Here is a 16,591-nt window from a genome sequence, read left to right on the forward strand (position 1 = left end):
GAGACGCTCAGGTTGCCGGCCGAGAGCAGGCACATGAAGCGGTCGCCCGGCTTTTCGTAGACGATCATTTTGCGGAAGGTGCTGATCTGGTCCAGGCCCGCGTTGGTGCGCGAGTCGGACAGGAAGACCATGCCGGCGTTGAGCTTGACGGCGACGCAGTAAGTCATGATGAAGCGATGAGTTTCTTGAGGGTGTAGAGCTGTTCCAGCGCTTCGCGCGGGCTCAGGGTGTCGTGGTCGATGCGTTCCAGCGCGGTCTGCAGTGGGTGGGCGTCGACCTCCAGTGTGGCAGGTGGCGGGGCGAACAGGTCAACCTGGCTGCGGCTTTCCTCGCTCTGGGCCTCCAGCGCGGCCAGTGCGTGGCGCGCATGCTGCACCACGCCGGCCGGCACACCGGCCAGCCGCGCGACCTGGATGCCGTAGCTGCGGCTGGCCGGGCCGGGCTCGATCTGGTGCAGGAAGACGATGCCGCCGGCCTTGCCCCCCGCTTCGACCGCGCTCACATGCACGTTGACCGCCGCGTGGTGGCCAGCGGGAAACTCGGTGAGCTCGAAGTAGTGGGTGGCGAACAGCGTGAAGGCGCGCGACTTGTCGTGCAGGTGGGTGGCGATGCCGCCGGCCAACGCCAGGCCGTCGAAGGTGGAGGTGCCGCGGCCGATCTCGTCCATCAGCACCAGGCTCTCGGGTGTCGCCGCATGCAATATCTGCGCGGCTTCGGTCATCTCCACCATGAAGGTGGACTGCGCGTTGGCCAGGTCGTCGGCCGCGCCGATGCGGGTGTGGATGGCGTCGACTGGGCCGAGCCGGCAGGCCGCCGCCGGCACAAAGCTGCCCATGCTGGCCAGCAGCACGATCACCGCCACCTGGCGCATGTAGGTGCTCTTGCCGCCCATGTTGGGGCCGGTGATCACCTGCATGCGTTGCTTGAGCCCGAGCACGGTGTCGTTCGCAATGAAGCTGCCACCGCTGGTTTCATTGAGCCGCGCTTCCACCACCGGGTGGCGACCGCCGCGAATGTCGATGCAGGGCTCGGGCACGAATTGCGGCGCGTTCCAGTTCAGCGTGAGCGATCGCTCGGCCAGGGCACACAAGGCGTCGAGCGCGGCCATGGCGCGCGCCAGTTGGGTGAGCGGGGCAATGAAGCTCTGCAGCGCGTCGAGCAGTTGTTCGTACAGCCATTTCTCGCGCGCCAGCGCCCGGTCTTGCGCTGAAAGTGCCTTGTCTTCAAACGCCTTGAGCTCGGGCGTGATGAAACGCTCGGCGTTCTTGAGCGTCTGGCGGCGGCGGTAGTCGTCGGGCACCTTGGACGCCTGGCCCTGCGTGACCTCGATGTAGAAGCCGTGCACCTTGTTGAACTGCACCCGCAGGTTGGTGATGCCGGTGCGTGCGCGCTCGCGCTGCTCCAGCTCGATCAGGAATCCGTCGCAATTGGTCTGGATGGCGCGCAGCTCGTCGAGCTCGGCATCGAACCCGTCGGCGATCACGCCACCGTCGCGCACCAGCGCGGCGGGCTCAGTGAGCAGGGCGGCGCGCAGCAACCCGGCGCAGCCCTCGGGCGGCCTGCGCGGCGCATGCCCCCTCGCGACCTGCGCCCAACGGCCTATATCTGGGGTGAGACACCACAAGAGGGGAGACGGGCTTGGGGCTCTTCGACATCGCCGACGACATCGCCCGCTGGGTCGAGGATGCCCAGGAGGGCGTCTCCTCGCTCACCGAACCGACCCTGCGCCTCGGCGTCACCGGCCTCGCCCGCGCCGGCAAGACCGTGTTCATCACCTCGCTGGTCGCGAACCTGCTGGACCGCGGCCGCATGACGGGGCTGGAGGCGCAGGCCTCGGGCCGGATCGAGGCGGCCGTCCTGCAGCCCGGCCCCGACCGCGAGACCCCGCGCTTCGACTACGAAGCCCATCGCGCCGCGCTACTGGCGCCCGAGCCGCGCTGGCCCGAGAGCACCCGCCGCATCTCCACTCTGCGAGTCAGCTTTCGTCTGCGCTCCGGCGGGCTGCTCGGCGGGCTGACCGGGCCGCGTTCGCTGCATCTCGACATCACCGACTATCCCGGCGAGTGGCTGCTCGACCTGCCGCTGATGACCCGCAGCTACGCCGCCTGGTCGGCCGAGGCCATCGCCGCCGCCCGCACCCCCACCCGCGCCCCGCTCGCCGCCGAATGGCTGGCCCGCGCCGAGGCCGCAGCGGAAACGCCGTTTTCGGAGGATGCCGCGCGCGAGCTCGCCGCCGCCTTCACCGCCTATCTGGGCGCTTGCCGGGAGGCGGGCCTCTCCGGTCTCGCCCCCGGCCGGTTCCTGTTGCCCGGCGAGATGGAGGGCTCCCCCGCCCTCGCCTTCGCCCCCCTGCCCCCCGGCCCCCGCAAAGGCCTGCGGGCCGAGCTCGACCGCCGCTACGAGGCCTACAAGCGCGCGGTGGTGAAACCCTTTTTCCGCGACCACTTCGCCAAGCTCGACCGGCAGGTGGTGTTGGTGGACCTGCTGTCGGCGCTCGACGCCGGCCCCGCCGCGGTGGAGGATCTGCGCCGCGCCCTTCCCCAGGTTCTGGAGGCGTTCCGGCCCGGCGACCGCTCCTGGCTCGCGCCGCTGCTGGGCAAGCGCATCGACCGGATCCTGTTCGCCGCCACCAAGGCCGACCATATCCACCACGCCCAGCATGACCGGCTGACCGCGATCCTGCGCGCCATGCTGCGCGAGGCCGAGGACCGCGCCGCGTTCCGGGGCGCGAAGACCCGCGCCATGGCCATCGCCGCCCTGCGCGCCACCACCGAGCAGGAGATCGAGCGCGACGGCCGCAAGCTGCTTTGCGTGCGCGGGCGGCTGGAGACGACGGGCAAGGACGCCGCCTTCTACCCGGGCGCGCTGCCCGAGAGCCCGGCGGCCCTGCTCGCCGCGGCCGCCTCGGGGGCCGAGACCTGGCCGGACGCCGATTTCCGCGCCATGGCCTTCGCGCCCCCCCGCTTCGCCCCGAAACCGGGCGACGGGCCGCCGCATATAAGGCTGGACCGCGCCGCGCAGTTCCTGATGGGGGACCGACTTTGACCCGCCCCGACTGTCCGAATGGCGACCGACCCGAGACCGGCTCCGGCGCCTTCGTCGAACACGCCGCCGACGCGCCGAAGCCGCCGCCCGGTGCGGCCGCGAGGGGGCGCGACGCGCCGCTGCTGATCGAGGACGGCGACCCGGCGCTGGCCGAGCCCGCGCCCTCGCCCGGCGAAGCGCCGCAGCCCGACGGGCCGCCGATCTCGGGCGCCGCGATGTCGCGCGCCACGGCGCTCGGCGCGCTGAGGCGCCGGGGAATGGGGGCGTTCGGGTGGTTCCTGTCGGCGGCCGGCGGCTTCTTCGGCATGATGATCGTGGTCGGCGCGGTGAACTGGGTGCGCGGCCTGATCGCCGACAACCCGGCGCTGGGGCTGGCCGCCGCGGTGCTGGGGGCCATCGCGCTCGCGGCGCTGATCGTGGGCCTCGCGCGCGAGCTGCTGGCGCTGGCCCGATTGGGGCGCATGGACGCCGCGCGCCGCGCCGCCGAAAAGGCGCTGATCGTCAACGACCGCGACATGGCGGCGGGGGCGGTGGACCGGCTGGCGCTGCTCTATCGCGGCCGAAGGGATCTCGGCTGGGCCAATGCCGAAGTGGCCGAGCGACGGCGCGAGGCGGTGGACGCGGAATCGCTGATCGAACTGGCGGAGCGCGCCTGGCTCACCCAGCTCGACCTCGAGGCGCGCCGGGCGGCCGAGCTCGCCGCCCGCCAGGTCGCCACCGCAACCGCGCTGGCGCCCTTGCCGTTCGTGGACGTGGCGGCGGCGCTTTACGTGAACCTGCGCATGATCCGCCGCATCGCCGAGATCTATGGCGGCCGCGGCGGCGCGCTGGGCGCCTGGCGGCTGTTCAAGGCGGTGGCGACGCATCTGGTGGCGACCGGGGCGGTGGCCGCGACCGATGACCTGATCGGCCCGATCCTCGGCGGCGGCGTGCTGGCCCGCCTGTCGCGGCGTTTCGGCGAGGGATTGGTGAACGGCGCCCTGACCGCGCGGGTCGGGGTCGCGACCATCGAGGTCTGCCGCCCGCTGCCCTTCCGCGCCCTGCGCGCGCCCACCGCGCGAGGCATGGTCGCCCGCGCGCTGACCGATCTGGGCGGCGCGGCCGGGGCCGAGCGGAAGGCCGACGCGCCCTGAGCCTCCCCGCCTCTGGCCATCCGGGCGCGGCCGCGCTACTCCCGACCCAACGACATTCCCGCCGGTATGGCGCGGAGGAGAGGGGGGAGACGACCCGATGCAGGAAGACACCAAGCCGCGCGCGATCCTGGTGGAGGAGGGCGAGTTCAAGGGCTGGCGCCGCCAGGTGGCCCAGCATTTCCTCGAAATCGCCGGGCCGGCCTATTCGCGGCGCGAGCCCGACCGCTCCATCGTCACCGCGATGCGGGCCGATGAGCGGCACCGCAACGGGCTCGGCGTGGTGCATGGCGGGGCGCTGATGGCGCTGGCCGACAATGCGCTCTTCAACATCGCCACCGACGCGCTGAAGGGCTCGGACTGGTCGGTGACGGTGACCATGAACACCGAGTTCCTCGACGCGGCCAAGATCGGCGATTTCATCGAGGCGCGGGGCGAGGTGGTGCGGGCCGGCGGCTCGATGATCTTCGTGCGCGGCATCGTGACGGCGGAGGGACGACCGTGCCTCGCCTTCTCCGGCACCATCAAGAAGGGCATGAAGCGGAGCTGATCCGCGCGCGGCCACGGGTCGCGAAAGCGCCGCGCCGAGGTCGCGCGTGCGGCGCCCGTCCGCCCGCGGCGCGTTGAACCGCGGGCGCGGGCGTCGAGGTTTCTCCGCCCGCAGGCCGCGCCTTCCGATGGGCCGGGGAGACGGCCGGACCGGCGCCCCGGTCACAGCGCGCCGCGGGCGGGGCGGCGCCGCCGGCGCGACCTCGACGCGGCGCTTCGCGCGCCGTCAGAACAGCTGGACCGCCGCCGCGCCGATCAGCGCGCCCCCGAAGCCCGCGGCGGCGGCGAGCGCGATGCCCGCCCCCGTGCCGAGACCCTGGGGCGTCGCCTCCTCCACCACGTCCGACGCGGCGCGCTTGAGCATCCGCTCGGCGATCTCGGGCAGGCGCGGGCCGAAGCGGGCGAGGACCATGGCGGTCGCCACCAGGTCCCGGCGGATCGCCTTGGGCCCCAGATTGTCCTTCATCCAGTCCTCGACCACCGGCTGGCTCGCCCGCCACATATTGAGGTTGGGGTCGAGCGTGCGCGCCACCCCCTCCACCACCACCATGGTCCGCTGCAGCAGGATCAGCTCGGTCCGCGTCTCCATCCCGAAACGCTCGGTCACGTCGAAGAGATGCGCCAGCAGCCGCGCCATCGAGATGTTCGCCGCGTCCTGCCCGAAGATCGGCTCCCCGATGGAGCGGAGCGCCTGGGCGAAGGCCTCCAGATCCCGGTCGGCGGGGACGTAGCCCGCCTCGAAATGCACCTCCGCCACCCGACGGTAGTCGCGGCGCAGGAAGCCCAGCAGGATCTCGGCGTAGACCCGGCGGGTATAGGGGTCGATCCGCCCCATGATCCCGAAATCCAGCGCGATCAGGGTGCCGTCGCGGGCGAGCTTCAGGTTCCCCTGATGCATGTCGGCATGGAAGAACCCGTCGCGCAGCGCGTGGCGCAGGAACGAGCGGATGATGAACGACCCCAGCGGCACCAGGTCATGCCCGCGCGCCGCCAGCAGCTCGACGTCGCCCATCGGGTCGCCGTCCACCCACTCCAAGGTCATCACCCGGCGCGCGGAATGGGCCCAGAGCACTTCGGGGACGCCGAAACCCTCGTCCTCCGCGGTGTTGGCGCGGAATTCCGCCGCCGCGGCCGCCTCAAGCCGCAGGTCGAGCTCGGTCATCACCACGCCCTCGAAATGGGCGATGACGGCGCGCGGGCGCAGACGGCGCGAGGACGGGGCCAGCATCTCGATGGTTTTGGCGATGAACCAGAACGCGTCGACGTCCTGGCGGAAGGCGCGCTCCACCCCCGGGCGCAGCACCTTCACCGCGACCTTGCGGCCCGTCGCCCGAACCACCGCCGGATGCACCTGGGCGATGGAGGCGGCGGCGACCGCGGGGCCGAATTCCGAAAAGATCTCGTCCACCGGGCGGCCGAGCTCATGCTCCACCTGCGCCCGCGCCTCCGCCAGCGGGAACGGCGCGATCCGGTCCTGAAGCACGCGCAGGTCGCGGGCGATCTTCTCGCCGGCCACGTCGGGACGGGTGGAGAGCAACTGGCCGAATTTGACATAGGCCGGGCCGAGCGCGGTCAGCGCGCGCGGCGCGGGGGGCAGCGACGGATCGCCCTCCAGCCCCAGCGGCGACAGCGGCCAGCCGAGCACGCGGGCGGCGATGCGCACGGCGCGGGGCGCGTCCATCGCCTCCAGCGCCTCGGCCATGGCGCCGGTGCGCTGGAAGGTCGCCGCGGTACGCGCCAGACGCCAGACATTGGATATGACGGTCATCAGATCCGCCAGCCGGAATGGATCGCGGCGACCCCCAGCGTGTAGTTGCGGTAGCTCGCCCGGCCGAAGCCCGCGGCGCGCACCATGTCGAGGAACGTCTCCTGATCCGGGAATTTGCGGATGGACTCGACCAGATACTGGTAGCTGTCCCGATCCCCGGTCACCGCGCGGCCCATCGCCGGGATCACGTTGAACGAATAGGCGTCGTAGAGCCGTTGCAGCCCGGCCTCGGGGATCTGGCTGAACTCGAGGCACATGAAGCGGCCGCCGGGTTTCAGCACCCGGTAGGCTTCGGCCAGCGCCGCCTCGGGCCGGGTCACGTTGCGGATGCCGAAGGCGATGGTGAAGGCGTCGAAGGACCTGTCCTCGAACGGCAGCGCCATCGCGTCGCCGACCACCCAGTCGAGCTGTCCCGCAAACCCCTGCGCGTCGGCGCGGCGGCGGCCTTCCTCCAGCATGTCGGCGGTCAGGTCGCAGACCGTCGCCTCCCCCCGCCCCTTCAGGCGCTTGAGGAAGCGGAACGAGATGTCGCCCGTCCCCCCCGCCACATCCAGCAGCTTCATGCCGGGGCGCGGGGCCATCCAGTCGATCAGCGCGTCCTTCCACAGCCGGTGGACGCCCCCCGACATCAGGTCGTTCATCAGGTCGTAGCGCGAGGCGACGGAGGAGAACACGCCGCGCACAAGCCCGGCCTTCTCCCCTTCCGGCACGTCGCGGAAACCGAAATGCGTTGTGGCGCCGGGCTGATCGCCGGTATCGGATGCGTTGCTCATGACCCCCCCTATAGCCCCAAGGACTCCCGCCCGAAATATGCCTGAACTCCCGGAAGTCGAGACAGTGAGACGCGGGCTCGTCCCCGTGATGGAAGGCAGGCGCCTGCTGGAGGTCGAGCAGCGGCGCCCGGACCTGCGCTGGCCCTTCCCCGAACGCTTCGCCGAACGCCTGACCGGCGCCCGGATCGAGCGGTTGCGGCGGCGGTCGAAATACATCCTCGCGGACCTCGGATCGGGGGAAATCCTGCTGATCCACCTTGGAATGACGGGGCGAATGCTGATCGAGGCGGGGGTGGCGACCGCGCCCGGCGTCTTCGCACATGCCATCGCGACGCCCGCCAAGCACGACCATGTGGTATTCCGGCTGGAAGGCGGGGCGACCGTCACCTTCAACGACGCCCGCCGCTTCGGGGCCATGGACCTGATCCCTGCAGGCGGCGAGACGACGCACCGCCTGCTGGCCGGACTGGGGCCCGAGCCGCTCGGCAACGCCTTTTCGGCCGACCTGCTCGTCACCCGCTTCGAGGGTCGCGCCGCCCCGGCGAAGGCCCTGCTGCTCGACCAGCGAATCGTCTGCGGGCTGGGCAACATCTACGTGTGCGAGGCGCTGTGGCGGGCGGGAATCGCCCCTGACCTTCCCGGAGGGAAGATATCGGCCAAACGGCTGGAGATGCTGGCGGCCGCGATCCGCGCGGTGCTGGAGGCGGCGATCGAGGCGGGGGGCTCCTCGCTCCGGGATTACCGCCAGGCGTCGGGCGAACTGGGATATTTCCAGCACAGTTTCGCGGTCTACGGACGCGAGGGAGAGCCCTGCCCCCGCCCCGGGTGCCGCGGGGTCGTCGAGCGGCTTGTGCAATCCGGGCGTTCCAGCTTTCACTGTCCGACATGCCAGACGTGACTTTCGCCACACGCCTTGAACGGTCTTCGCCACGGCGTTAACACCCGCGCCTCCGAGGGCGTCGCAGCGCCCGGGGATGCCGAAGCAGCAGGAGGGGCCCGATGGCCTACGCCAACCTGATCGTCGAGACCCGCGACCATGTGGGGCTCGTCAAGCTCAACCGTCCCGAAGCGCTCAACGCGCTGAACCAGGAGCTCCTGGGAGAGCTGAACGAAGCCCTGATGAAGTTCGACGCCGACGACCGGGTGCGTTGCATCGTGGTGACCGGCTCGGAGAAGGCCTTCGCGGCCGGGGCCGACATCAAGGAGATGTCGGAGAAGACGGCGACCGAGATGTTCCGCCTGGACTTCTTCGCCGACAAGTCGCGCGGGGTGGAGCGGATCCGCACGCCGATCATCGCCGCGGTGGCCGGCTACGCCCTGGGGGGCGGGTGCGAGCTGGCGATGCTGTGCGACTTCATCCTCGCCGCCGACAGCGCCAAGTTCGGACAGCCCGAGATCAATCTGGGCGTGATCCCCGGCATGGGCGGGACGCAGCGCCTGACCAAGGCGGTGGGCAAGGCCAAGGCGATGGAGATGTGCCTGACCGGGCGCTTCATGAACGCCGAGGAGGCCGAGCGCGCCGGGCTGGTGTCGCGCGTCATCCCCGCCGACAAGCTGATGGAGGAGGCGATGGCCGTCGCGGCCAAGATCGCCGAGAAATCCCCCATCGCCTCGATGGCGGCGAAAGAGGCGGTGAACCGCGCCTTCGAGACCGGGCTGGCCGAGGGCGTGCTGTTCGAGCGCCGGCTGTTCCACGGGCTCTTCGCCTCCGAGGACCAGAAGGAGGGCATGGCCGCCTTCGTCGAAAAGCGCGCCCCGCAGTTCCGCGGCCGCTGATCTGCGCGCTCTTCCGGCCCGGCTCCGCGGAACCGGGCCGGAAGAGCGCCTGAAAGCGCCCGCCGATGCGGCGCGCCGTTACCGAATCTAAACGCCGGCCCCTCAGGCCGCCCGCCGGGTTGTGGGAACCCTGATGGGGTCGGTGCGATGGAACGGAAATCGACGGGCGCGCCTGCGCCCGATCAAGAGGCGTTCGCGCCGCCGGCCGAGACCCGGCGGCGGCACGCGGCGGGGGCCCCGCCAGATCGGGAAACCCCGGACCGGGGGGCGCCGGTTCGACCGACGCTCGACCCGAAAACGCCGGACCGGACCGCGCGCGGACAGCCGCATCCAGCCCTGGCCGTCCCCGCATGCGCGGGCTCGGGCCACGCGGCCCATGCGTCGGAGACGCGCCTGCCCGACGCCGGGCCTGATCATGCGCCCGATGGCACCCCCGATTGCTTCTCCCCCGGCTGCTCCGCCGCCGGCGTCTGCCCGCTGGGCGCGTCTGCGCATGACCTGCGGCAGCTCGCCGTTCCGACCGGCGATGCGCCCGAGGGCGCCCCCTTCCGCGACAACCCATGCCAGTTCGCGCGCGCCGAACGCGCGGTCATGCTGCGTCGCTACGCCCGCGCCCGCATCGCGAACCTGCCGCTCTGCCTCGCCGCCGCGGCCACCACCTTCCTGATCGCCCTGCAATTCGCCCCGCCGCTGGTCTGCGCCGCGGTGTTCCTGCCCGCCTTGCTGGCCGAGGCGGCCGAGCGGCTGGCCCTGCGCGGCGTCGCGCGGATGCCCGAGCGCCAGCGCGCCCGCCCCGCCACCCTGCGAAGGGTCCATCTGGTCGGCGGCGCCAATGTGGCGGTGACCGTCGTGTGCCTGCTGGCGCTCGCCGCCATCGGCGGGCCGGACATGGTCAGCCTCGTCTCGGCCGTCACTCTCGGGCTCTCGGCCTATTCGGCGCTGGTCCACGACATGCTGCCCCGGCTCAACCTGATCCGGCAGGCCGCCCTGCTCGCCGTGTTCCTGTCGCCCTACGCGCTGACCCTGGCCGACCAGTGGCCCCATCCCTCCCGCGCCGCCGCGGTCGGCATGATGGCCTCGGTGATGCTCGCCGCCCTGCTGGCGGTGATCTACGCCCACCTGCACCGCAACGCGGCCCGCCGCCTGCGCGCCCAGCGCGAGATCTCGCGCGCCCGGCGCGAGGCGGAGCAGCGGGCCCGGGCCCTGCTCAAGGTCCGCGACGAGGCCGAGCGCGCCGCCCTGCACGACGCGCTGACCGGGCTGCCCAACCGGCGCTTCCTCGACCGGGTGCTGGACGGGATCGCTGCGCGCGACGCCTCCGCGCTCAGGCGCGACGACCGCGCCGACTCGCGCCTGGCGGTGATGCTGATCGACCTCGACCGCTTCAAGGCGATCAACGACACGCTCGGCCACGACGCCGGCGACCGGGTGCTGCGGCGGATGGCCGACATCCTGCGCGCCTGCGTGCGCGAAGGCGACTTCGTGGCCCGCATCGGCGGCGACGAATTCGTGATCGTCGCCGCCTGCACCCGTCCGGAGGAGACGGCCTTGGCCATGGCGGGCCGAATCATCGAGGAGGCCCGCCGCCCGATCCCCTATCGCGGCCAGCTCTGCCGCTACGGGGCGACGGTGGGCATCGCCTTCCTGCGGCCGGGCCACGATTCGCCGCGCCGGACGCTGGCGGACGCGGACCTCGCGCTCTACCGCGCCAAGCGCCTGGGGCGCGGGCGGGCGGAGCTGTTCGGCGAGGCGCTGCGCCGGGAGGCCGACGCCGCACGGCGCCTGACCGACGACATCGCCCGCGGACTGGAGCAGGCCGAGTTCGAGCCTTGGTACCAGCCCCGCGTCTCGCTTTCCGACGGCGTCGTCACCGGGATCGAGGGCGTGGCCCGCTGGCGCCATCCCGAGCGCGGGATCCTGGCCCCGGCCGATTTCCTCCATGCCGCGGCCGAGGCCGGAACCCTGACCGAGATCGACCGCGCCATGCTGGCCCGCGCGCTGAGCGACCGCGCCGGGTGGCGCGACCCGGGCCCGGACGGCGAATGCCCGCCGCTGACCCTGAACGCCGGGCGGGGGCTGCTGGCCGATCCGGTGCTCGCCGGACTGATCCGCGCCGCGGCGCTTCCGCCCGGCGCGCTGGCCTTCGCGCTGAGCGATTCGCATCGCGCCGGCGATTCGGACGACCCGCTGCGCTGGACCGCCGACCTGCTGACCAGTCTCGGCGCCGATGCCGAGCTGTCGGATTTCGGGGTGGGGCGGGCCGGGGTCTCGACCCTGCTGGCGTTGCGCCCGCGCCGCATCAAGATCCACCGTCAGGTGCTGCGTCACGGGCTCGGAACCGCCCCCGGGCGCGAGGTGATCCGGGCGTTGGCGGCGATGGCGGCGGCGCTGGAGATCGAGGTGATCGCCGAAGGGGTGGAGACCCGATCGCATGCGCGGATCGCTGCAGGGCTTGGCTGCGGCGTCGCGCAAGGCTATGCGGTGGCGGCGCCGATGCCGGCGGACCGGATCGGTCCCTGGCTCGCGGCCGCTGCAGCGCGTCCTCCGCTCGGTCCGTTTTTCGGGTCGGACGGTCCGGAGGCGCGGCGTCGGGCGCCGGCGCATTGACCCCGCCGAGGGGCGCGTGTATACGCGCCGCCTCACGTTGATGACACAGATCTGGGAATCACAGATGGCCAATTCGCCGTCCGCGCGCAAGCGCATCCGTCAGACCGAGCGGCGCACTGAGGTCAACAAGGCCCGGCGCAGCCGCATTCGCACCTTCCTCCGGAAGGTCGAAGAGGCGATCGCCTCCGGGGACGTCACCAAGGCCGCCGACGCCCTGCGCACCGCTCAGCCGGAAATCATGCGCGGCGTCACCAAGGGCGTGCTCCACAAGAACACCGCCTCGCGCAAGGTCTCGCGCCTGTCGGCCCGCGTTAAGGCGCTGGCGACGGCCTGACCTGCCTTCCCGTCGCCGGCGGCCTCCCCTGGGGGAGCCGCGACGGGACGGGAGATCCCGCTTCGGATCGATCCCAGGGACGGACCCTCGTTGGTCCGTCGCCGGGCGCGTGGTCGCGCCCGGGTCGTTCCGACCGCCTGCGCGGTCGGGCGTGCAATGACGTGCGCGTCATGTTTCCGTCGCGCCATGGACATGTTCCTGATTTCGCCCTGTTGCGAGTCAGGGCCTCTCCGCAGTAATATCTGCCCGTCGCCATGCCTTGGCGGACGACTCTCCGAATACGTGATGCGCCACCCCTGAACATCCCGAGAATATCGGGATGCGAATATTTGTGCGTCGACTCGATCAACTATTTTGCAGATAATTTTAAGGGGCCTTTTCGCTTCAGTGACTTGCGAGAAACTTGGTCGCGGCCTGTCGCTTCGGCTTGATAGCGACCCGTCGCCCTGCCTACCATGCAGGGCGATTCCAGAAACGAGACGGCCCCGACGGGCCGGCGAACACCAGGAGGGATGCGCGTGTCCGACGACGAGGGGTCAATGGACGGCGGAACCATCGCCGGCATCGCCCAGCTTTCGCCCCAGCAGGCCTTCCAGGCCCTGTCCGACGGCGACGCCGCGCTGATCGATGTGCGCACCCGCGCCGAATGGGCCTTCGTCGGGCTGCCGGACCTGTCTCCCGTGGGCGCCCAGCCGCTGCTGGTCGAGTGGCGCCGCTACCCGGACATGAGCCCCAATCCCGAATTCGCCGCGCAGCTGCTGGACGCCTTCGGCGACGCGCTGCCCGGCAAGCTGCTGTTCCTGTGTCGCTCCGGCGGCCGCTCGCAGGAGGCCGCGCTGGCGATGACCCGCGCGCTGGCCGAACGCGGCGCGACGGCGCGCTGCTGCAACGTGGCGGAAGGCTTCGAGGGCGACCTCGATCCCGAAGGCCAGCGCGGCACGCTCAACGGATGGAAGGTCCGCGGACTGCCCTGGCGGCAGAGCTGACCGACGCCGCGGCGCAGGCCCGGTCGCCCGAGTCGCGGCGCCCGGATCCGAACGCATTCCCGATCCGCGCCCCGCGCCGCGAGAGAGGGAGGGAACGACCAACCGGACCGGATTGGTCCGGCCATCGCGCCGATGCGGAAATCTATCGAATCGGCGCCGCCAAGGGCGCCGGCATGAGGACGCCCTTGTAAACCTGAATCGACGAGAACGCAGAAGCTCGCGATCGCAAAACCGACTGGGAACCGCTCGATCCGGCGACGGGTAATGTCTATCCGCCGCCCTCCGCCGCCGCCCATCGCTCGTCGTCACCGCCGCGCTCCTCCTGGACGCGGGGCGGCCGTCGTCGCGCGCAACGCCTTCGCCGGACGCCATCCCCCGGCGAGAAGGAGACAAGATGCCCGCCATGGACCGCCTCGAGCGCCCGGCCGCCGAGTCCGCATCCTCGCCGAACCTGCCCGAACAAGGGCGGGGCGCGGGGAAGGATTCCGGCGTCGGGCCGCGGATCATGGCCGCGTCCGAGCAGGAGGAGGGCTGGTCCCGGGTGCTGGAGCGCTCGCGGCGCGAGCTGGGGCAGGGTCCGCATGACAGCTGGGTGTCGCAGCTGTCGCCCGGCGGGATCGAGAACGGGGTGGCGCGGCTCGCCGCCCCGACCGTGTTCATCGCCGACTGGATCGACCGGCACTACGCCGACGCCCTGCTGCGGCTGATGCGCGACGAATTCGGCGGAATCTCGCGGCTGGAATTCCGGGCGCCGCCGCGCGGAGAGCCGGCGCAGCCTGCCGCCGCCGGGCCCGAGGCGCGCCGCGTCGCCGCCGCGCGGGCGCCCCGCGCCGAGAAACGCGCCGAGCCGCGGGAAGAGCGTCGGCCGGAGCACCGATCCGATCACCGGGACGACCGTCGCGATGACCGCCGCGACGAGTATCGTGGGGACGAACGCAACGACCGGGCCGAGTCGCACGCCACGCGCTCCGGCGCCGGCGGGCCGACCCCGATCCGGGTGACCCGCCAGCCGGGCGACCAGAGCGACCCGAGCGACTCGCCCTCGCTGCCGCTCGACCCCCGCTTCACCTTCGACCGCTTCGTGGTCGGCAAGCCCAACGAGCTGGCGCACGCCGCCGCCCGCCGGGTGGCCGAAGGCGGCGAGGTCACCTTCAACCCGCTGTTTCTTTATTCCGCTTCGGGCCTCGGCAAGACCCACCTGATGCACGCCATGGCCTGGCGCCTGATCGAGACCCGCCCCGAGGCCCGCGTGGTGCTGCTGACCGCGGAGCAGTTCATGTACCGCTTCGTGCAGGCGCTGCGGTCGCGCGACATGATCGGGTTCAAGCAGCTGTTCCGCTCGGTCGACGTGCTGATGATCGACGACGTGCAGTTCATCGCCGGCAAGGACTCGACCCAAGAGGAATTTTTCCACACCTTCAATGCTCTGGTCGACCAGGGCAAGCAGGTGGTGATTTCGGGCGACCGCAATCCGGTGGACATCGACGGGCTGGAGGAGCGGATCCGCTCGCGCCTGCAATGGGGCCTGGTGGTCGACCTGCACCCGACGGATTACGAGCTGCGGCTCGGAATCCTGCAATCGAAGCACGAGATGCTGGCCCATACGCACCCGGAGGTGGATATCCTGCCCCGCGTGCTGGAATTCCTCGCCCACCGGATCTCGTCCAACGTGCGGGTGCTGGAAGGCGCGCTGACAAGGCTGATGGCTTTCGCGAGCCTGGTGGGGCGGCCGGCGGACATGGACATGGCGCAGGAATGCCTCGCCGACATCCTGCGCGCCTCGGACCGCAAGGTCACGGTGGAGGAGATCCAGCGCAAGGTCGCGGCGCATTACAACGTGCGGATGACCGATCTGCTCTCGCCCCGCCGGGCGCGCGCGGTGGCGCGGCCCCGTCAGGTGGCGATGTATCTCTCGAAATCGCTGACCTCGAAAAGCCTGCCCGAGATCGGGCGGCGCTTCGGCGGGCGCGACCACACCACGGTGATCCACGCCTGCAAGACCATCGAGAAGCTGAAGGACACCGACAGCCAGATGGCCGAGGATCTCGAACTGCTGCGGCGGATGCTGGAGGCGTAGTTGGCGCGAGCGGCGGGTTTGCACCCGCCCTACGAGCAACGGCGTAGGGCGGGTGCAAACCCGCCGTCACCACGTTCCCGCTTTGCGCCCGCCCCCGAACCCTTCGTTCAAAGCCCCCGGCCGAGTTCCCGCGCGCCGATGTCGGTGCGGTGGAAGCCGCCCGGCCAGTCGAGCTTCGCCACGGCGCGATAGGCGCGGGCCACGGCCTCGGCCAGGCTGTCGCCGCGCGCGGTCACCGCCAGGACCCGGCCGCCGTCGGACAGGGTCTCGGGGCCCGAGGCGCGGGTGCCGGCGTGGAAGACCACCGCCAGCGGGTCGGACTCGGCGGCGGGGATGCCGCGGATCGGCTCGCCCCTGGCGTAGGCGCCCGGATAGCCGTTGGCGGCGACGACCACCGTGGCCGCGGCCTCGTCATGCCAGTCGACGGGCAGATCCTCCAGCCCCTCGCCGGTGGCGCAGGCGAGCAACAAGGGGACGAGGTCGCTTTCGAGGCGCATCATCAGCACCTGGCATTCGGGGTCGCCGAAGCGGACGTTGAACTCGACCAGCCGCGGACCGGCGGGCGTCAGCATAAGCCCGGCGAAAAGCACGCCCTGGAAAGGGGTTCCGCGACGGGCCATCTCGGCGATGACGGGGCGCACGATGCGGGCCATGACGTCGGCCTCCATCGCGGGCGTCAGCACCGGGGCCGGGGAATAGGCGCCCATGCCGCCGGTGTTGGGGCCTTCGTCGCCGTCATGGGCGCGCTTGTGGTCCTGGGCGGCGCCGAGCGCGGCGACCGTGGTCCCGTCGGAAATGGCGAAGAGGCTGACTTCCTCGCCGTCCATGAATTCCTCGATCACCACCGAGGCGCCGGCGGCGCCGAAGGCGCCGCCGAGCATGTCGTCGACGGCCTCGCAGGCCTGGGCGACGGTCTCGGCCACCACCACGCCCTTGCCGGCGGCGAGGCCGTCGGCCTTGACCACGATGGGGGCGCCCTGGGCCTGAATGTAGTCGCGCGCCGCAGCGGCGTCCGAAAAACGCGCCCAGGCGGCGGTGGGGGCGCCGACGGCGTCCGCGATCTCCTTGGTGAAGGTCTTGGAGCTTTCGAGGCGGGCGGCCTCGGCCGACGGGCCGAAGCAGGGGATGCCGGCGGCGCGCACCGCGTCGGCGACGCCGGCGGCGAGCGGCGCCTCGGGGCCCACGACCACCAGGCCGATGCCGGCGCCCTTGGCCCAGGCGGCGACCTGGGCGGGGTTCTGGGGATCGAGCGCGATGCAGTCGGCGAGCTCGGCGATGCCGGCGTTGCCCGGCGCACAGACCAGACGGCCGCAAAGCGGGCTCTGCGCGATCTTCCACGCGAGCGCATGTTCCCGCCCGCCGCCGCCGAGAATGAGGATGTCCATGCGCGCTCGCTCCGGTCTTGTCGTTTTCGGATAGTGGGGGGCTCGTTACGGCAGCGGGGGGCGGAGGTCCAGACGCCTGCGCGGGCGGCCGGGGCGGGAGCCGCGCGACGGGCGGGGCGAGGGCCGCGCCGGGGCCCCCGCGCCCTTGCCCGAAGGCGCGC

At 71.8% G+C, this 16,591-nt stretch carries 13 protein-coding genes and 1 pseudogene; 9 read left to right on the plus strand and 5 right to left on the minus strand.

Annotation, left to right across the window (positions count from 1 at the left end):
• Nucleotides 1–167 (minus strand): annotated as a pseudogene (locus ACTB72_RS14985) (peptidase); the annotation flags it as partial.
• Nucleotides 164–1,624 (minus strand): DNA mismatch repair protein MutS, encoded by a 1,461-nt coding sequence (gene mutS, locus ACTB72_RS14990; RefSeq protein ID WP_463037807.1) that lies wholly within the window; start codon nt 1,622–1,624, stop codon nt 164–166. The pseudogene ACTB72_RS14985 and the gene mutS, both read right to left, overlap by 4 nt.
• A gap of 14 nt (nt 1,625–1,638) precedes the next feature.
• Here mutS and ACTB72_RS14995 point away from each other — a divergent pair, with 14 nt between their 5' ends.
• The 3 genes from ACTB72_RS14995 to ACTB72_RS15005 all read left to right on the plus strand — a co-directional run bounded on the left by ACTB72_RS14995 (nt 1,639) and on the right by ACTB72_RS15005 (nt 4,725).
• Nucleotides 1,639–3,045: a YcjX family GTP-binding protein gene (locus ACTB72_RS14995; protein ID WP_463037808.1), complete on the plus strand. Its 1,407-nt coding sequence runs from the start codon at nt 1,639–1,641 to the stop codon at nt 3,043–3,045.
• Complete coding sequence (locus ACTB72_RS15000; protein ID WP_463037809.1) at nt 3,042–4,178, plus strand: YcjF family protein; 1,137 nt, start codon at nt 3,042–3,044, stop codon at nt 4,176–4,178. Before ACTB72_RS14995 ends, ACTB72_RS15000 begins: the two co-directional genes overlap by 4 nt.
• Before the next feature lie 97 nt (nt 4,179–4,275).
• Nucleotides 4,276–4,725, plus strand: coding sequence for a PaaI family thioesterase (locus ACTB72_RS15005; protein WP_463037810.1), 450 nt, complete (start codon nt 4,276–4,278; stop codon nt 4,723–4,725).
• A gap of 225 nt (nt 4,726–4,950) precedes the next feature.
• Here the strand turns inward: ACTB72_RS15005 and ubiB are convergent, their stop codons facing one another.
• On the minus strand, nt 4,951–6,492 hold the full coding sequence (ubiB, locus tag ACTB72_RS15010) for a 2-polyprenylphenol 6-hydroxylase (RefSeq protein ID WP_463037811.1): 1,542 nt from the start codon (nt 6,490–6,492) through the stop codon (nt 4,951–4,953).
• A complete protein-coding gene (ubiE, locus tag ACTB72_RS15015) occupies nt 6,492–7,265 on the minus strand; it encodes a bifunctional demethylmenaquinone methyltransferase/2-methoxy-6-polyprenyl-1,4-benzoquinol methylase UbiE (RefSeq protein ID WP_463037812.1) in 774 nt (257 codons plus the stop codon). Before ubiE ends, ubiB begins: the two co-directional genes overlap by 1 nt.
• 37 nt (nt 7,266–7,302) lie before the next feature.
• Here ubiE and mutM point away from each other — a divergent pair, with 37 nt between their 5' ends.
• The 6 genes from mutM (at nt 7,303) to dnaA (ending at nt 15,045) form a co-directional block, all read left to right on the plus strand.
• The gene (gene mutM / locus ACTB72_RS15020; protein ID WP_463037813.1) at nt 7,303–8,163 is read left to right on the plus strand and encodes a bifunctional DNA-formamidopyrimidine glycosylase/DNA-(apurinic or apyrimidinic site) lyase; all 861 of its coding nucleotides are present in this window, start codon (nt 7,303–7,305) and stop codon (nt 8,161–8,163) included.
• A 101-nt stretch (nt 8,164–8,264) separates the two neighbouring features.
• Nucleotides 8,265–9,041 carry an enoyl-CoA hydratase gene (locus tag ACTB72_RS15025; protein WP_463037814.1) on the plus strand — a complete coding sequence of 259 codons (777 nt, stop codon included), beginning with the start codon at nt 8,265–8,267 and terminating at the stop codon, nt 9,039–9,041.
• Between the two features lie 591 nt (nt 9,042–9,632).
• Nucleotides 9,633–11,648, plus strand: a complete 2,016-nt coding sequence (locus tag ACTB72_RS15030; protein WP_463037815.1) for a putative bifunctional diguanylate cyclase/phosphodiesterase — start codon at nt 9,633–9,635, stop codon at nt 11,646–11,648.
• Nucleotides 11,649–11,712: 64 nt separating this feature from the next.
• The gene (gene rpsT / locus ACTB72_RS15035; protein ID WP_463037819.1) at nt 11,713–11,982 is read left to right on the plus strand and encodes a 30S ribosomal protein S20; all 270 of its coding nucleotides are present in this window, start codon (nt 11,713–11,715) and stop codon (nt 11,980–11,982) included.
• A 518-nt stretch (nt 11,983–12,500) separates the two neighbouring features.
• Nucleotides 12,501–12,968: a rhodanese-like domain-containing protein gene (locus ACTB72_RS15040; protein WP_463037816.1), complete on the plus strand. Its 468-nt coding sequence runs from the start codon at nt 12,501–12,503 to the stop codon at nt 12,966–12,968.
• Between the two features lie 394 nt (nt 12,969–13,362).
• Nucleotides 13,363–15,045, plus strand: a complete 1,683-nt coding sequence (gene dnaA / locus ACTB72_RS15045) for a chromosomal replication initiator protein DnaA (protein ID WP_463037817.1) — start codon at nt 13,363–13,365, stop codon at nt 15,043–15,045.
• A 107-nt stretch (nt 15,046–15,152) separates the two neighbouring features.
• Here dnaA and purD read toward each other — a convergent pair whose 3' ends face one another.
• A complete protein-coding gene (gene purD, locus ACTB72_RS15050; RefSeq protein WP_463037818.1) occupies nt 15,153–16,430 on the minus strand; it encodes a phosphoribosylamine--glycine ligase in 1,278 nt (425 codons plus the stop codon).
• Between the last annotated feature and the right edge of the window lie 161 nt (nt 16,431–16,591).

The organism is Albimonas sp., assembly GCF_055129145.1.

What these genes read in the sequence shown, in the direction of transcription:
- mutM (WP_463037813.1), top strand. Translation starts at nt 7,303, where the DNA reads ATGCCTGAACTCCCGGAAGTCGAGACAGTGAGACGCGGGCTCGTCCCC.
- ACTB72_RS15005 (WP_463037810.1), top strand. Translation starts at nt 4,276, where the DNA reads ATGCAGGAAGACACCAAGCCGCGCGCGATCCTGGTGGAGGAGGGCGAG.
- rpsT (WP_463037819.1), top strand. Translation starts at nt 11,713, where the DNA reads ATGGCCAATTCGCCGTCCGCGCGCAAGCGCATCCGTCAGACCGAGCGG.
- dnaA (WP_463037817.1), top strand. Translation starts at nt 13,363, where the DNA reads ATGCCCGCCATGGACCGCCTCGAGCGCCCGGCCGCCGAGTCCGCATCC.
- purD (WP_463037818.1), bottom strand. Translation starts at nt 16,430, where the DNA reads ATGGACATCCTCATTCTCGGCGGCGGCGGGCGGGAACATGCGCTCGCG.
- ACTB72_RS15030 (WP_463037815.1), top strand. Translation starts at nt 9,633, where the DNA reads ATGCTGCGTCGCTACGCCCGCGCCCGCATCGCGAACCTGCCGCTCTGC.
- ubiE (WP_463037812.1), bottom strand. Translation starts at nt 7,265, where the DNA reads ATGAGCAACGCATCCGATACCGGCGATCAGCCCGGCGCCACAACGCAT.
- ACTB72_RS15025 (WP_463037814.1), top strand. Translation starts at nt 8,265, where the DNA reads ATGGCCTACGCCAACCTGATCGTCGAGACCCGCGACCATGTGGGGCTC.
- ubiB (WP_463037811.1), bottom strand. Translation starts at nt 6,492, where the DNA reads ATGACCGTCATATCCAATGTCTGGCGTCTGGCGCGTACCGCGGCGACC.